Here is a 16,980-nt window from a genome sequence, read left to right as displayed (position 1 = left end):
TTCGGGTCATTGATCAACAATGAACAATACTAGGCATGTCAACAGCGAGGAGGAGACAGCGATGGATCGCATCTACCTGGGTGTATTCGAGATGTTCGGTTCGCCGAGCGCGCGCGGAGTGAGCGCGTGGGCGCATCCTCGCAGCGATCTGACCCGCTTCCACGACATCGGCCACTGGGTCGAGCTCGCGAAGACGCTCGACGATGCCGGCTTCGACTGGCTGTTCTTCGCGGATTCGTTCGGATACCCGACCATCGGTGGCGAGATGGTCGATGCCGCCGCACGCTACGGGATCAACTTCCCCCTGCTCGATCCGCAGATGCTGCTGCCCATTCTGGCCGCGAGCACGCGCGACCTCGGGCTGGTCGTCACCGAGACCACGGGTCTGCATCACCCCTTCGAGACCGCGCGACGCTTCGCGACCCTCGACCACATCGCCGGTGGGCGGCTCGGCATGAACGTCGTCACCGGCAGTGTGCAGAACGTCGTCGCCGACCTCTTCGGTCACGAAAGGATGCGCGAGCACGACCTGCGCTACGACATGGCCCAGGAGTACCTCGACGTCGCTCGTCGCTATTGGGAGCAGTCGTGGGACGACGGGGCCGTCATCGCGGATCCGACCAGCCCGATCTACGTCGACCCCGCGAAGCTCCACCGGATCGAGCACGACGGCACCTTCTACCGCTCGTCGGGATACCTGACCGTGGATCCCTCGCCGCAGCGCACGCCTGTCATCTTCCAGGCGGGTTCATCCGGTCGCGGCAAGGAGTTCGCCGCGGCGAACGCCGACTGCGTGCTTCTGCAGAGCTCGGCCGCCGAGCAGATGGCGGCCAACATCGCCGATATCCGTGCGAGGGCTGCGGCGCACGGCCGCGACCCGCGCAGCGTCAAGGTCGTGGCGACGCAGTCGTTCTTCGTGGCTGAGGACGCTGAGGACGCGCGGGCGCTCCAGCGCGAGTTCCGTGACATGCAGACAGTCGAAGTGGCAGCAGCGATGTTCGTCTCGAACACGGGGATCGACCTGCTGTCGCTCGATCCCGGCAAGCCGCTGTCGCAGATCCCGCTCGATGACGTCGTGGGACAGATGGGGCAGAGCAACATCGACCGGTTCGTCGGTCCCGACGGCGCGGGCCCCACGGTCGGCGAGATCCTGGAGCAGCTGCGCGTCCGCGGCATCCGCGGATCGCAGATCGTGGGAACTCCGACCGCGGTCGCCGACCAGATCGAGGAGTTCCTCGAGGCCACCGACCTCGACGGCCTCATGGTCGACCCGCTGTTCGGGGCCGAAGACGTTCGCGATTTCGCCCGTCTCGTCATGCCCGAGCTTCGCCGCCGCGGCCGGCTCGGCGAACGAGGCACGCAACGGACACTGCGAGATCAGCTCTTCTCGGAAGCTCCTGCGACCATCGGAACCCCTTGACACGGATCGCGATCCGCGGCGGCACGATCATCGCGGCGACCGGGGAGACATCGGGCGACCTCCTGATCGAAGATGACACGATTGTCTCGGTCGGGCCGACCGTCCGCGGTTCCGTCGATGTCGACCTCGACGGAACCGGATCGATCGTTTCGCCGGGATTCGTGCAGAGCCACGTGCACCTCTGCCAGACGGCCTTCTCGGGACTCGCCGAGGACCTGGACGTGATGCAATGGCTGGATCGATGGGTCTGGCCGCTCGAGCAGCTGCTCGATGCCGACGACCTCGCGATATCCGCGCGCTGGGGCGTCGCCGAGCTGCTCCTGTCCGGAACGACCTCGTTCCTCAGCATGGAGTCGGCGCACCACACGGATCGCGCCTTCGAGGCCGCCGCAGACCTCGGCGCCCGTGCCACGATCGGCAAGGCGCTCATGGACCGCCGCGAGCCCGGGACGAGCCTCGTCGCCGAGAGCACGGAGGAGGCCTGGTCCGACCTGCTCCGGCTCATGCGCACCTGGCACGACGGCGATGAGCGGCGGCTGCGGGTCGCGGTATCACCGCGTTCACCCAGCGCTGCGACGCCCCAGCTCTGGGCGGATGCCCTCGAGCTTGCCATCCGCATGGATGCCGTCGTCCACACGCATGTGAACGAGAACCACGCTCAGGCTCACGGTGTGGCTGAGGTCAACGCCGCGCGCGACGTGCGGTATCTCGACGAGCTGGGCGCGCTCACCCGGCGTACCGTGCTCGCCCACGGGGTGTGGCTCGATGACGACGAGGTGTCGCGCATCGCGCGCACTGGGGCGTCGATCGCGCACTGTCCCAGCGCGAACCTCAAGCTGGGGTCCGGCATCGCCGACGTGCCGCGCCTGGTGGCGGCCGGAGTGAATGTGGGCCTCGGCGCCGACGGCGCCGCATGCAACAACACGCTCGACGCACGCGCCGAGATGCGACTCGCCGCCCTCGTTCATCGCCGCGGAGGCGACGCGTCAGCGATCACGGCCGAGAGCGCGTTCGCATTCGCGACGGTCAACGGAGCACGCGCTCTCGGCCTCGGCCCCCGCGTCGGCAGCCTGCGGCCGGGCATGAAGGCGGATGTGGCCGTATTCGACGCACCCCAGTTCAGCGCGGGCACCGGCGAATCCGCACGCGATCATCTGGTCTTCTCCGGGTCCGCGGCCCGCGCACGCACCGTCCTCGTGGACGGGCGTATCGTCGTCGACGACTTCGGGCTCACACGCGACGACCAGGCGCGCATCCGACGGGAGGGCGCAGCCGTTCGCGCGTCGCTCGCTCGGCGCTTGTCCGTCCCCTCGCTCGCGCGGCGGTGACACCCGCCCAGCGACTGCCAGACGGCTGGCTGCGCACGCGGATCGGCGGGCCGCCCTGAGGCGACCCGCCGATCCGAGGTGATTCAGCTCACTTGCCCTGCAGGCTCACCTTCGTCTGCACGTAGGGCACGAGGCTCACGCTCTGAAGCCCGTAGGACTGCGACGAGTTGATGCGCCCCTCGGCCACCATCCGTCGCCCGAGGGTCGAATCGAGCTTGATCTCGATCGTGTTCGTGCCCTGGTGCAGCACCGAACCCGCGTCGATCGTCCCCGTGAAGTGGTCGACGTCGTCGAACGCCTTCCCGTTGACGGTGATCTCGGCGATCATGTCGTCCGAATGACCGATCTCGATCAGCGACCCCACCGATCCCGTCCAGCCCTTCGGGAGCGTGAAGGTCTTCGTGTACCAGCCGATGCCCGACACGTCGTTCATACTGTCCACTCCGAGCTCGTCGAGCTGGTCGGATGTCGCCGGAAGATCGCTCCACGAGCCGAGCGCGATGTCGTCGAACGTGACCGTCTCGGTGCTCGACAGCGTGGGATCGACGTCGTTGCGCTCAGGGTCGGGACCCCAGCTCTCGAGCGTCAGACTCCAGCCATCGCTCAACGACACCGGAGCGGGCGCGGCGGCGACCTCGATGGTCGTGTCCTTGTCGCCCGATCCATCGATCGCATAGCTGCCGGCCTCGGTCGTGCGCACGACGAGCGTGTTGTCGTTCTGGAAGACCGCGGTGGCGCCGTCCAGCGACTCCGCATGCAGCCCGCCGGCGGTGTCGTCACCTACGAGGGCGATGATGGCCGCGTCCCGCTGCTCGAGATCGACGGTCACCGTCACGCGCCCGTCCTCCACTCGGTACTCGGTGATCGGGGTGACCTCTCCGGTCCACGCGTCTAGCGCATACGGCTTGCCCGTCCCCGCGAGCGAGACGGTCGCGCCGTACATCGTGGCGGACCCGTTCGCGTTGTAGAGGTAGTAGTAGTCGACATCGCCGTCGGCGCGGTGGGATGCCTCCAACTCGGGCTGCTCGTGCTGAGCGTCGGGCTCGATGCCCCAGCCTGCCAGCGTCGCGGCGACCTCGATCTGCGTGTCGACGACAGCGACGTTCGACTTCGTCGTCAGGTCTGCGATCGCCGCGGCGAGGTCGGCATCCGTGTTCCCGGGCTTCTGCGTTCCGTAGACGCGGCTGATCTCCGAGTCGTACAGGATCACCGGGAGCCCGGCGTCGGCGTAGTCGGCCAGCTTCTGCACCGCCGGAGCGGACATCCGGTCCGCCTGGCGAACGATGAGCGCATCGTATGCGGGCCCGTCCGGGGCGAGAACGCCACCGTCCACCACGGCCGAGGGCTCGTCCAGCAGCGCCTCACTCAGCAGGTTGTACGAGAAGCCCTCGTCCAGCAGCACCTGCATCGAGTTGCCGTTCTGGATCTGGAAGCCCGTGTTCGTGCCGAGGAGCACGGCGAGATCGACATCCGCCTCGCCCGCCTGCATGACCGCCTGGCTCCGTGCGACATAGCCGCTGAACGTGTCGGCGTCGTCCCACCAGATCTGGCGGGCGTTGTAAGACGAGAAGCTCCGGTTGCCGCAGCACACGAAGTTCCAGCCCGGCCAGTCGTCGCGGTAGTCGTTGAACGTCCGTGCGAACGCCGAGCCGTGGAAGATCGAGCGATTGACGCCGTGCGACAGGTCTCGGTTGACCTCACGGGCGACCGTCTGCCACGTCGAGTTGATGTCCGCGGAGAAGGTCGTGGTCTCCATCGACAGGAGCGACCCGTCCGCGAGGTTCACCGCTGCCGCGATGTTGCGCAGACCATCACCGGAGGTGGAGTTGTCGCCCTCCGGGATGTCGACGGCAGCCGCGGCGGCCGCGATGTCGAGTCCCGCCAGGGTGTACGCCTGGGCCCGGTAGGTGTAGTCGAACGTCGACGTCCAGTCGCTGATGAGCGAAGCGTGCTCGGTCTCGTACAGCTCGCCGAGTGCGAGGTTCTTGTCCTCGAGGATCCGGGTCGCCAGGTCGACGTCGTCGAACGACGTCGCTGACCCCATCGCGAGGATCGGCGCATACGCCGAGGCGTCGTATCCGTTCGTCTCTCCCATCTCGTCGATCAGATCCGCGGTCCACAGCGGGCTGTCGGCGTGGATCTCGATGGAGTCTTCGAAGATGCTGGTGCCCTGCTTGCCGTTCTCCTTCAGCAGCGCGATCATCTCGTCGTCCAGGATGTGGTCGTCCCAGAAGTCGAAGAGCTTCTGTGCACCCTCGGCGCTGAAGTAGTCGGTGGCGTAGGAGCGGTTGTGGATGGTGACCGACGCGCCGCCGGACATAACCTGGCCCGTACCGTGGTGGTAGCTGCCGAACAGCACCCAGTCGCCGGCGGCGAGTTCGTCGCCCTCGCTCGGCTCGTAGCCGTCCAGTGCCGCGACACCGGCGAGGTCGGTCTCGTAGATGTGCTGCCAGTCGGCCATCCGCTTGCGATTGCCGTCGTCGTCGATCTTGCCGCTGAAGCTCGGGTCGGCGGGCTCGGGACCGAACTTCGCCACGACCTCGTTCTCGTAGTCGATGCCGTTCGCGTCGGCATACGCCTCGTCGGGGACGCCGGCGGCGTAGCCCGTGTACTCCTCACCGTCCATCTGCTCGCCGGTCACATCGGTCACGTCCGTCAGGGTCTCCAGATCGAAGACGGGGGAGTCGCCCTCGATGCTCTCGACCTGGACCACCGTCGCCGCGGAGAGCTTGTCCACGAAGAGGAAGGGTGCGCTCTTGTCGGTGCCGAACTCGTTGTGATAGTCGCGCGTCTTCTGCTCGGGGAGCGGGATCGCCGCGACGGCGCCGAGGTCGTCGGCGGTGATCTTCCGATAGGCGTGGGCGGCTTCCTGCTGCTGTTCGTCGTCATTGGGATCGATCGAGTTCACGATCGGGGGCCAGTGGGACGTGATCGTGATGTCGACCTTGAAGCCCGCCTCGATCGAGTTCGCCGTGGTCAGCAGGCGCTTGAGGACCCTCTGCCAGTTGTCTGTGCCCCACCCGATGACGGCGGCGTCGTCGTTGTCATAGCTGGAGGTGTCGGCGAGGAACGAGACCTCCACGCCGCCGAACCCCTCCCGCGCCATGTCGCGGATCTGCTTCTCGACGAGGGCCAGTCCTTCCTCGTCGGCGCCAGCCCCCGCATCGGGGAACCACATGCGCGCCATCGGGCGCGCGTCCAGGGAAGGACTGCCGAAGGTCGCCTCGACGCTGTCGAGAGCGGCGTCGGGTGCGGCCGCGATCGCCGCTCCTCCCGGCAGCGCGGCAAGGCCGAGCGCGAGCGACCCGGTGGCCAGCACCGCGCACGCTCTGCGCGAGAGCCACCGGGGATCCTTCTGTGAGGTCGGTCGAGTCTTCATCGATCTTCCGTTTCTCTTGTCGTCGCCTCAGCACCTGCGCTGCGGCGGGCTCGTGGGGATGGTGTTTCTGTCCGTCCGGAGGGCGGCCCGGTCGGCCCTTCGTCGCCGACTACTCGGCGTCTTCGGTCACTTCGTGGGCACGACGATCGGCGGCTGCCCGGGGCGCCGTGGTCAGAGGCGCCCCGGGAGCCGGGCGTGCTTCGGTTTAGAAGTCGAAGTCGCCGATGTTGTCGGCGTCGAACACGTACGGCTCGCCGAGCAGCACGGTCGCGTCCGCGTCGACGGTGTACGAGCCCAGCTCGCCGGCCTCGAACGTGTCGCCCTCGGCGCCGGTGATCTCACCGGTCGCCAGCGCCTGCGCCGCGTACGCGGCCAGGTAGCCCAGGTCGGCCGGGTTCCACAGCGCGAACGCGGTCACGGTGCCGTCCTCGACGTACTCGCGCATCTGGTTCGGGGTACCCAGACCCGTCAGCGCGATCTCGCCCTTGTACTCCGACGTCGACAGGTAGCGCGCCGCAGCCGAGATGCCGACCGTGGTGGGCGAGACGATGCCCTTCAGGTCGGGATAGGTCTGCAGCAGAGCCGCGGTCTTGTCGAACGAGGTCTGGTCGTCGTCGTCGCCATAGGCGATCTCCACCAGCTCCACGTTCGGGTGGTTCGCGTCGAGCTCGGCCTGCATCATCTCGATCCAGGCGTTCTGGTTCGTCGCGTTCGCCGATGCCGACAGCACCGCGATCTGGCCCTCGTCGCCGATCTGCTCGGTGATCAGATCGACCTGGATCTTCGCGATGCCCTCAGCGGTGGCCTGGTTGATGAACAGGTCACGGCAGTCCGGGTTGGTGTCCGAGTCGAACGTGACGACCTTCACACCCGCGTCGCGCGCCTCGTCCAGCGCGTCGCAGATAGCCTCGGGGTCGTTCGCCGACACGATCAGCGCGCTCGCGCCCTGCTGCGCCGCCGTCTGGATGAACGGCACCTGCGCCGTCGGCGAAGCCTCGGTCGGACCGACCTCCTCGAACGTCCCGCCGAACTCCTCGACCGCCGCCTCGGCACCACCGGTCGAGGTGTCGAAGTACGGGTTGCCCAGGTTCTTCGGCAGCATCACGATCGACACATCGCTGCCAGCGTCACCACCCGAATCACCCGTCGCCGTGCCCTCGGTACCCGAGCTCGAGCAGCCCGTCAGCGCCAGGGCGGATGCCGCCACCAGCGCGGTCAGGCCGATGCCGACGCGTCCAAAACTGCGTCCCAATGCGATCACCATGTGCGATCCTCCTCGATCGGTTCTCTTGGTGCGCCGAGTCCAATTGAATGGATTCAGCGGTGATCAGAAGTGAACCAACTCCGGCTCGCCGGTGGCAACATCCTGTCCGGAATCGGCCATCTCCTCACGAAGTGAGTGCTCCCGACGCGGCGAGATTCAGCGCGGCGCGTGCACCAGGTGCGCCCGGTAGGCGAGGGCGACGAGCTGTGCCCTGGTGCCGACGTGAAGTTTGACCATCGCGCGGTTTATGTGGGTCTTGGCGGTCTGTCGCGAGATCGACAGCGATGTCGCGATGTCGTCATCGCTGAGACCCTCGGCAGTCAGGATGACGAGCTCCCGCTCTCGGGGAGTCAGAGCGTCGAACGCCGATTCCCCATCCGGCGCCGAGACCCTGCCCTGCGCTGCCGCCACCAAGGCCTCGATCGCGCGCGACGACATGGACAGATCCCCCGCGTGGACGGCGACGATGGCGTCGGCCAGCTGCCGAGCGGGTGCACTCTTTCCGATGAAGCCGCTCGCCCCTGCGTCCACTGCGGCGAGCACGTTCTGCGGCTCCTCGAAGGTCGTGAGGATCAGGACCTTCGCCTCGATCGGTGCCGCGGTGATCGTCCTCGTCGCCTCGATGCCGTCCATCGTCGGCATCTGGATGTCCATCAGCACCACGTCTGGATGCAGGCGCTTCGCTGCCGCGACCGCTCCGATGCCGTCGTCCGCCTCGGCGACCAGCTCGAGAGCGGGGTGGTTGGTGATCAGGTCCCTGAGCGCGGCGCGGATGAGCGGCTGGTCGTCGACGATGAGCACCCGGATCATGTGCCCGCCTCCACACGCGAAGGAACCGTCGCCTGCAGGACGAACAGCCCGTCACGCCGCTCCCCGCTGACGTGGCCACCGAGCGGCTCGACGCGCTCGGCGATGCCGCGGAGCCCGAACCGTGTGCCCGCACTGACAGTGCCGCGATCGGAGACGTGGTTGACGACGTCGATCACGATCGGATCACCCACGACCACATTCACGCGCACGGGGTACGCCGTGTCGGCATACCGCAGGGCATTCACGAGCGCCTCCTGCACGACCTGGTACGCGACGTCGCCCCGTGCATCGGGCGCCGCACCTTCGGTCATGCGGAAGTCGATGATGAGGTGCTCCCTCTGGAACCGCGCGATCAGCGAGGGCAGATCGCTCAACCCCTTGCCCGGAGTCGCTTCCCCCGAGGACCGCAGCTGCTCGAGGACGCGCCCGACCTCCTCGATCAGGCCGGCCGCCGCATCCTCGATCGTGTGAAGCGCGCGCCGGGCATCCGGGGGACGCACGTCCAGCGCCTCCAGGGCATTGCCGGCGTTCAGGGAGATGACGGTGAGCTGGTGACCCACCGCGTCGTGAAGCTCGCGCGCCGTGGCCAGGCGCTGGGCATTGAGATGGCGCTCGACCTCGGTGGCTCTGTTGGCCTCCGCCGCCGCCGCAAGCGCGGCGGAAGTTCGAACCCGTTCGTCCCGCACCTGGAAGGTGTATCCGAGCCCTGCCGCGAAGAGCACGGTGATCACGATGCTGAGCGGCTTCATGGACAGCCATCCCCAGTCCCCGGTCAGCATGACGGCTGCGACGCCGGCAGCCACGCAGACGCTCGACACGATGATCGACATCCGAAGCGACGCGACGAGCGTGAAGGAGAAGATCGCGATGAGCCATGCCACCTGATAGCCCGGGCTGGGCCATTCGTACAGCAGGGCGACGACGTTCACCGCCCCGGTCACCGCGACGGCGATCAGCGGCCAGCGCGCGCGCAGGATCAGCGCGGACGCCGCGATCAGCAGTCCGGCGAAGTGCACCGCGTCCTCGGCACGGATCGCGATGGTCTCGCGTCCGACGCTCTCGACGGTGCCCAGCACGATGACGACGCCGATGGCGACCGCTGTCGTGACCGGGTACGGGATGTACTTCACCGGACGGTGGTCGGTGCTCCCTCGCATGGTTTCATCCTGCACTCTGGGCCCGCGAATCTGCACACTGTCAACGTGACCTACCGCATTCGCGGTAGGTCACGTTGAGAGGCACCCGCCGCGGCTGCGCGGGCGATCCGGATCTTGGGCGATGTGGGGGTCATCGGTCGTGCTTCCGGCGGAGAATCGCCATGGGCGAGGCTCGGGGGCGGCGCACGGCCGCCCCCGAGCGATCGATCACTTGAGCGTCGTGATCGTGTAGGCGTCCAGTGAGACGCCGGTCAGTCCGGTGGCCGCCGAACCGGCTCCGCCGTTCTCGGTCTTGTAGCGCCGTTCGAGCGTGGTGTCGATGGTGATCTCGATGCGGTTCTCGCCGACCTTGAGGGCCTTGGCGAGATCGATCGTGTCGGAGAGCTGATCGACGTCGTCGAACACCTTCCCGTTCACCACGACGTTCGTCACCATGTCCGCACCGTGCTCCAGATGCAGCACCGCACCGGCATCGCGCCAGTCCTTGCCCAGTGAGAAGCTCGTCGAGTACGTGCCGATGCCCGACACCTCGTCGATCGAGTCCACACCCAGCTCGGACAGCTGCTCACCGGTCGCCGGCAGATCGCTCCAGTCACCCAGAGCCACGTCGGAGAACTCCACCGTCGTCCTCGCCGACTCCGTCGGATCGACCGCGTTGGCCTCCGCATCCGGACCCCAGCTCTCCAGCGACAGATCCCACCCATCAGCCAGGCTCACATCGTCCGGAACCGACGACACCGAGACGTCCTTCACCGAGCCGTCCGCCAGGGTCACCTCGTACTCGCCCGGCTCGAACGCGTGATGCACCAGCTTGTTGCTCGACACCACCAGATCGCCCCCGGACACCTCCGTCGCATGCGGCTGCTTGCCGTTGTCGTCCACCAGCACCACGAACTCGGCATCCTCCACGCCGATCTCCGGCGTGAACGTGACCGTGTCACCATCCCGCGTGTACTCCGCCAGAGGCTCGAACTCACCCGTCCACGCATCCAGCACATACGGCGTCCCCGAACCCGACAGCGTGACATCCTGACCGGCGAGACCGGACAGCACGTCGCCGCTCGCGTGGTCGTGGGTCAGCGCGCCGTCGATGCCGACGGTCCACGGGTTGACCTCCCAGGGGAATCCACCGCCCCCGCCGGACGGCGCGGCGATCGAGGTCACCGTGACGACCTCCTGCGTCGACCCGGTGCCGAGCAGCAGCTGGGCGCCGACCGACAGCCCCTCGGCGCTGACCAGCTTGAGCTCGGTGTCGCCCGCCGAGGCTGCCGACGGGATGCTGGTGCCGGCGTTGAACAGGTAGTAGAAGGTCGTGCCGCCCTCCACTCGACTCGACGCCTCGAGGAAGGCCGCGTCGTAGGACGCATTCGGGGTCACTCCGGTCGCGTCGAGCGCCGCGAGTGCGGCGGACTGGTCGGCGACCGTGGTGACGTTCGGCATCGCCGTGAGCTCGGTCCATGCGGCCAGCATGTCTGCGTCGTTGTTGTCGGGCTTGTCGGTGCCGTACACGCGGGTCGGAGCCGTGTCGAGCACGACGATCGGCAGGCCCGCGCCGGCGTAGCCGACGAGCTTCTCGACGGTCGACGTCGACAGCTTCGAGGCATCCTCGATGACGACGGCCTTGTACTCGGCCCCGTCGGGGTCCAGGACGCCGTCCTCGACGATGGCGGCCGGCTCCTCGAGCAGCGCCTGCGACAGGATGTTGTAGGAGTACCCGGCGTTCATCATCTCCTGCAGCGAGTTGCCGCTCTGGATGCTGTAGCCGGCATCGCTGCCGATCAGCACGGCGAGGTCGGACTTCGCCTGGCCGGCCTGCATGACGCCCTGGCTGCGAGCCACGTAGCCGCTGAAGGTGTCCGCGTCCTCCCACCAGATCTGCCGGGAATCGTAGGTCGAGAAGCCGCCGTTGCGCAGCACCTTGAAGAAGTTCCACCCCGGCCACGAGCTCTCGTAGCCGTTGAAAGCGCGAGCGAACGCCGACCCGTGGAAGATCGACCGGTTCACGCCGTCGGACAGGTCGCTGTTGACGACCTTGGCGACCTCGTCCCACGTGGAGAAGATCGTCCCGCCGGTGTATGTCTCCATCGACAGGAGCTTCTGACCGGTGAGGTTTGTCGCGGCCTTGAGATTGCGGATGCCGTCGCCCGCGGTCGAGTTGTCGCCCTCGGGGATGTCGAGCGTGGCTGCGGCGCCGGCGATGTCGAGACCGTCGAGCGTGTACGCCTGGGCGCGGTACGTGTAGCCGAAGGATGCCGCCCAGTCCTTGATGAGGTCTGCGTGCTCGGTCTCGTACAGATGGCCGAGCGTCAGGTTGTAGTCCTCGATCAGTCGCGTGGCCTCGTCGGAGTCGTCGAACATGCTCGAAGAGCCCATCGCGAGCACCGGCGCGTACACCGCGGATTCGTACCCGTTGAGCGCGCTGTTCTCGTCGAGCAGGTCGGCGGTCCACAGCGCGCCGTCCTTGTGGATCTCGATCGAGTCCTCGAAGATCGACGTCCCCTGCTTGCCGTTCTTCTCGAGCAGCGCGATCATCTCGTCGTCGAGCAGGTTCTCGTCCCAGAGGTCGAAGATCTTCTGCACGCCCTCGGCCGAGAAGTAGTCGGTCGCGTAGGTGCGGTTGTGCTGTGTGACCGACGAGCCGCCCGACTGCACCTGGCCGGTGCCCTGGTGGTACGACCCGATCAGCGCCAGATCGCCGACGGCATACCCGTCGCCGTCCGATGGACTGTAGCCCGACAGGTCCACAGCCGACAGATCGGTGCTGTACTCGTCCTGCCAGTCGGCCATCCGCTTGCGATTGCCGTCTGCGTCGATCTTGCCGTCGAAGTCCGGGTCGGCGGGCTCGGGACCCCACTTGTCGATCACGTCTGTCTGATAGTCCAGACCGAGGGCGGCGGCGGTGGCCTCGTCCGGGATGCCGGCGGCGCTGCCCGCGCCGGGAACCGCCGAGGTCGCCGAGGTGACGTCCTCGAGCGAGGCGAGCCCGAACGTCGGCGTGCCGTCGGCGCTCACCGCCGTGACGGTGGCCAGCGTGGCCGCCGAGAGCTTGTCCACGAAGAGGAACGTCGCGCGCAGGTCGCTGCTGTTCGAGAAGTCCTGCGTGCGCTGCGTGGGCAGCGGGACGGATGCCGCTCCCGCCGCGACATCGGCGGCGGTCAGCTTGCGGTAGGCGTAGGTCGCCTGCTGCTGCTGGGCATCGTCGTTGGGGTCGATCGTGTTGACGACCGGCGGCCAGTGCGACGTGATCGTGATGTCGATCTTGAAGCCGCCCGGAACCTGGTTCGCGGTCTTGAGCATCGTCTTCAGGATGCGCTTCCAGTTTTCGGAGCCCCAGCCGACCGTGGCGAGCTCTTCGTTGCTCACGTCGCTGTCGTCGGCGAGGTAGGCGATCTCGACGCCGCCGAATCCGGCCGCGGCCATGTCCTCGATGTGCTTCGCGACGAGGGCCAGGCCCTCGTCGTCGGCGCCGGCGCCGGCATCCGGGAACCACATGCGGGCCATCGGCTTGGCGTCGAGACTGGGGCTGAGGAATGCGCTGAGCGCCTGGTTCACCGAGGAGGCGCCCCGGGCCGCCTCCGCGGGTGCGGCGGCTGCGGGCATGGCGAACAGACCGCACGCGAGCGCGGCCGAAACCGACATCGCCGTCAGCGACGCCTTGCCCGGCCAGGTCGTTCGCGGGCTTTTCGCACCGGTGGGCGGGGCTCCGAGCTTGTCGTCTCTCATCGTGGGTCCTTCCAGACGTCGTCGTGTGGGCTGGATTGCGCCGGCGCCTGCGCCGGCCGTCGCATCATCGATTGAATGGATTCAGTGACGGTCAGGAGTGAACCAGGCCGACACTCCGGCTGCCAACGAGTTGTCCGACATCGGCCAGCGGTCGATGGCCGCCGGATGCTGCTGACGTCGACGGCGGCGACGGGCGCGCCCTGCGCGATCCCCCACCCGACGCCGCCCCGGGCAGGCGGGTCCCATTCGTCCGACCTACCGTGTTCGCGGTACGCCGATTTGCCGCGAACGCCCATCGACCCATCGGTCATGCGCCGGATTCAATGAGGGTGTCCGATCAACGACGGGGACGCCGATGCACCAACCACAGCTCGAGCCGATGGCGCTTCGCCACATGAACATCGACCCGCGCGATGCTGCCGTGGACCGCGACGACGTCCGCCTCCTTCGTGCCCTGGCCGAGGGCCACACCACGGGTTCAGCCGCGCGGGCGCTCGGCTACTCGGAACGGACGGCCCGACGTCGGCTCGCCGCCATCTGCGACCGGCTCAATGTGCGGTCGGTGACGGCGGCAGCCGTGTGGGCCGCGAGGAACGGGCTGATCTGACGTTCCTCGCAGTCCACACGAGTCGGACGTTCCGGCCCATACGAACGCTCGGGCTTCGCGCAGGTGCGCCGGCGAGTCGAGTACCGGCCGATGCCTACCTGCGGGCCAGATGCCCACCGCAGGACTCAGCACTCACCCGTCGTCAACGGCGGCGAAGCACAGCTCTACAAGCTCGCCGCCTCGACCGTTGCCTGCACCAACGCGTCGGCGTTGCCTGCCAGGATCGCCTCGACGACGACGCTCGGCAGCCCGGCGGAGCGGACGAAGGCGACCGGGTCGTCGAGTCCCATGTCGAACGGATAGTCGCTCCCGAGGACGACCTGCGACCCGCCCGCGGCGCCGACGAGATGGTTCAGCGCCGTGGCATCGTGCACGACGGTGTCGAACCAGATTCTGCGCAGGTACGACGACGGCGCATGCGCGCATCGCTGCGCGTCGGGACGCACCCGCCACGCGTGGTCGCTGCGCCCGATCGCCGTCGGCAGGTACCCGCCGCCGTGGGCGGCGACGATCTTGAGGGTCGGATGCCGGTCGAGCACGCCCGAGAAGATGAGGTGTGACAGCGCGACGGCGTTCTCGACGGGCTGTCCCACCGTGTTGGCGAGGTAGTAGCGGTCGAGGCGCTCATCGAGACTGCATCCGAAGGGGTGCAGGAAGATGATCGCCCCCAGCTCTTCGGCCCTGCTCCAGAAGGGTTCGAGTCGCACATCCGACAGCTCGACGTCACCGGCGAAGGACGAGATCTCGACGCCGATGAGGCCGTGGCCGAGCACGGCGTCCTCGAGCGCCTCGACGATGCGATGCGGATGCTGGAGGGGCACGACACCGAGCCCGAGGAGGCGCGCGGGCGCCTGCGCGACGTGCGCGGCGATGAGTCTGTTGGCCTCTGCGGCCATCCACGCTGCGAGATCCTCGGGCGCCCACGGATAGAAGTGGTTCGGTGAAGCCGACACCCACTGGCGGTCGACTCCCTGCCGGTCCATCTCCTCGAGGCGCACGGTGACATCGGTCAGCTTCGGGATGCGCGAGCCGACCATCGGGCCGGAGACCGCCTGGCTCGCCGCACCGTTTCGGCGCAGCTCGAGCGCGGCCGCCTCTGCCACCGCCTCCGGTGCGCGGCGTTCGACCTCGGCGTGGAGCCCGGGCATCAGAAGGTGGGCGTGGACGTCGGTGGTCATGCGAGGACCTCTCTGTCTCGTGGTGCGGTTCGGCTAGAGGATGGCGATGGGGTTGATCGGCGACCCGACCGCACCCGTGATGGGGAGGGGCGCGGCCGACAGCAGGAAGTCGTAACGGCCGTCCTGCGCGCACAGGGCTGCCAGTTCGTCCAGATTCCACATCTCGCCGATGGTGAGGCCCATGTTCGGGATCACCACCTGATGCAGCGGTTGGAAGGCGGGGACGTCGAACTCGTTCGGCCGCACCTCGAACCCCCACGTGTCCGTGGCGATCGCGGCGATCTCGGTCCGATGCAGCCACCCGGCGGTCGTGAGGGACAGCCCCGGGGCCGGCCCGCCGGCGTACTCGCCCCACCCGTCGCGACGCGTGCGGGTGAACTGGCCGGTGCGGACGAGAACGATGTCGCCGCGCCCGACCGCGCTCGACGCGCCCTGGGCCGCGATCGTCGCCTCGAGATCAGCCGCGGTGATCGCGTAGCCGTCCTCGAGCTCCCCCGTCTCGGGTCGCAGGAACCGGCCAACGTCGAGCAGGACGCCACGGGATGCGACGACGGATGCCGCGTGCTCGATGCCTGTGACGAGGTCGCCGTCGCTGGTGACGACGTCACCTGCGCGGCGTCCGTTCCATGCCATGCCGTGGTCGAAGATGTGGCCGAGGCCGTCCCACTGGGTCGAGCACTGCAGCGGCATCGCGATCACATCGTCCGCGCCGCCGATGCCGTGCGGGAAGCCCTGGGAGCCGCGTTCGGCGTCGGTGCCGGTGTCGGTCATCGTGTGCACCGGGTTGGTGCGCCGGCGCCAGCCCCGCTGCGGCCCCTCGGTGTCGAACCGCTGTGCGAGGGACACGACGGCTCCCGAGCGCACGAGCGAGGCGGCCTCCACCCTCTTCTGCGGGTCGATGAAGTTGAGGGTGCCGAGGACGTCGTCCGGCCCCCACCGGCCCCAGTTGCCGAAGGCCGCGGCGCGCGCCGCGATCTCGGCCTCGGGGTCGTTTCGATCGAGGTCTGCCGGGTCATCGCCGGGGAGTCCTGTCGCGTCCTCGACGCGCTCGACGCGCACGCTCACGACCGCGCCGTTCCGCCGGCCGCGAGTGCCACGTTGCGATCCGGGGCGGGCGGTGCCTCCGCGACGCAGCGGACCACCTGGACGCCGAGGCCCTCGATCGATCCGGTCATCACGTCGCCCTCGCGCAGGAATCTCCGCCAGTGCATGCCGTTGCCCGCGGGGCTCCCCGTGAGGAGGATGTCGCCCGGAAGCAGAGGCATCGTCTGCGATGCGCCCGAGACCAGAGCCGAGATGTCGAAGAGCAGGTCGTCGGTGTTGCCGTCCTGCATCCGATCGCCGTTCAGATCGAGCGTCAGCGCGAGCTTCCCGCCGTCGACGTACGGCGCCGGGACGAGGAAGGGGCCGGTCGGGAGGAATCCGGGGGCGTTCTTGGAGCGGTACCAGTCGGTGCCGATCTCCTTCATGTCCTGGCGGAACACCAGATCGCGCGTCGTGATGTCGTTGACGATCGTGTACCCGGCGATATGGTCGGTCGCCTGTTCGCGCGAGACGCGGAACGCCTCACGGCCGATCACGACCGCCAGTTCGAGCTCCCAGTCGTGCTGCTCGCTGTAGGTCGGCAGGACGAGCGGCACATCATCGCCGACGACGGCGGCGGGCAGACCGATGAAGAAGTACGGCTCGCCGTTGGCGGCTCGGTCGTCCATGATGGTCGCTGCGAATTCGCGCGCCTGTTCGGGCGTGCGATCGCTCGTGTTCGTCAGGCCCGCCGCGACCAGCTCGATGACGTGCTGCCGGTAGTTCGCGCCGGCCTGGATCACCTGGCGCGGCTCCACCGGGGCGGTGAGCGTGACCTCGCCCAGCGGCATCCAGTCTCCCCCCTCCGATGCCGCCAGCGCGACGAGCCGATCCCAGTCGGGGTCGCTCAGGAACTCGTTGAGCCCGGACGCGCCGAGGTCCTGGTGGTCCAGAGGGCGGATCCGGTCGCCGGCGACGAGGCCGAGTCGGATGCCGTCGCCCTCCCGGTAGCGGGCGAGTGCGACGGGGGCGGCGGGTGGTGCGGTCATCGTGCGGGTACTCCTCGATGGGTCGGTGAGAGATGAGGGTGG

The 16,980-nt window shown here is 68.2% G+C and carries 11 protein-coding genes; 3 read left to right on the top strand and 8 right to left on the bottom strand.

The features are described 5' to 3' along the window. Positions 1-61: 61 nt before the first annotated feature. Positions 62-1,420 carry an NtaA/DmoA family FMN-dependent monooxygenase gene (locus HD594_RS04300; RefSeq protein ID WP_184749781.1) on the top strand — a complete coding sequence of 453 codons (1,359 nt, stop codon included), beginning with the start codon at positions 62-64 and terminating at the stop codon, positions 1,418-1,420. Further along, the gene (locus HD594_RS04295; protein WP_184749780.1) at positions 1,417-2,748 is read left to right on the top strand and encodes an amidohydrolase family protein; all 1,332 of its coding nucleotides are present in this window, start codon (positions 1,417-1,419) and stop codon (positions 2,746-2,748) included. Before HD594_RS04300 ends, HD594_RS04295 begins: the two co-directional genes overlap by 4 nt. 88 nt (positions 2,749-2,836) lie before the next feature. On the opposite strand, the gene HD594_RS04290 is transcribed toward HD594_RS04295, so the two are convergent. The 5 genes from HD594_RS04290 to HD594_RS04270 form a co-directional block, all read right to left on the bottom strand. Continuing rightward, positions 2,837-6,067 (bottom strand): glycosyl hydrolase, encoded by a 3,231-nt coding sequence (locus HD594_RS04290; RefSeq protein ID WP_184749779.1) that lies wholly within the window; start codon positions 6,065-6,067, stop codon positions 2,837-2,839. Positions 6,068-6,332: 265 nt separating this feature from the next. Continuing rightward, positions 6,333-7,391 carry a rhamnose ABC transporter substrate-binding protein gene (rhaS, locus tag HD594_RS04285; protein ID WP_184749778.1) on the bottom strand — a complete coding sequence of 353 codons (1,059 nt, stop codon included), beginning with the start codon at positions 7,389-7,391 and terminating at the stop codon, positions 6,333-6,335. A gap of 156 nt (positions 7,392-7,547) precedes the next feature. Continuing rightward, positions 7,548-8,201: a response regulator transcription factor gene (locus HD594_RS04280; RefSeq protein ID WP_184749777.1), complete on the bottom strand. Its 654-nt coding sequence runs from the start codon at positions 8,199-8,201 to the stop codon at positions 7,548-7,550. Next, positions 8,198-9,358, bottom strand: a complete 1,161-nt coding sequence (locus HD594_RS04275; RefSeq protein WP_184749776.1) for a sensor histidine kinase — start codon at positions 9,356-9,358, stop codon at positions 8,198-8,200. The genes HD594_RS04280 and HD594_RS04275 overlap by 4 nt, the downstream gene beginning before the upstream one ends. A 207-nt stretch (positions 9,359-9,565) precedes the next feature. After that, positions 9,566-13,081, bottom strand: a complete 3,516-nt coding sequence (locus HD594_RS04270) for a glycosyl hydrolase (protein ID WP_184749775.1) — start codon at positions 13,079-13,081, stop codon at positions 9,566-9,568. A 355-nt stretch (positions 13,082-13,436) separates the two neighbouring features. On the opposite strand from HD594_RS04270, the gene HD594_RS04265 reads away from it, so the two are divergent. Then, on the top strand, positions 13,437-13,688 hold the full coding sequence (locus HD594_RS04265) for a helix-turn-helix domain-containing protein (protein ID WP_221446546.1): 252 nt from the start codon (positions 13,437-13,439) through the stop codon (positions 13,686-13,688). A 164-nt stretch (positions 13,689-13,852) separates the two neighbouring features. On the opposite strand, the gene HD594_RS04260 is transcribed toward HD594_RS04265, so the two are convergent. The 3 genes from HD594_RS04260 to HD594_RS04250 are packed head-to-tail and all read right to left on the bottom strand — an operon-like array spanning position 13,853 to position 16,938. Continuing rightward, positions 13,853-14,866: an amidohydrolase family protein gene (locus HD594_RS04260; RefSeq protein WP_184749774.1), complete on the bottom strand. Its 1,014-nt coding sequence runs from the start codon at positions 14,864-14,866 to the stop codon at positions 13,853-13,855. A 33-nt stretch (positions 14,867-14,899) separates the two neighbouring features. Beyond that, positions 14,900-15,931, bottom strand: a complete 1,032-nt coding sequence (locus tag HD594_RS04255) for a cyclase family protein (protein ID WP_373877204.1) — start codon at positions 15,929-15,931, stop codon at positions 14,900-14,902. Next, positions 15,928-16,938: a fumarylacetoacetate hydrolase family protein gene (locus HD594_RS04250; RefSeq protein ID WP_184749773.1), complete on the bottom strand. Its 1,011-nt coding sequence runs from the start codon at positions 16,936-16,938 to the stop codon at positions 15,928-15,930. The genes HD594_RS04255 and HD594_RS04250 overlap by 4 nt, the downstream gene beginning before the upstream one ends. Positions 16,939-16,980 lie beyond the last annotated feature (42 nt).

Source organism: Microbacterium thalassium (genome assembly GCF_014208045.1).
In the GTDB taxonomy this organism is placed as follows: Bacteria; Actinomycetota; Actinomycetes; order Actinomycetales; family Microbacteriaceae; genus Microbacterium; species Microbacterium thalassium.
This window is presented reverse-complemented; position numbering and strand designations above follow the sequence as displayed.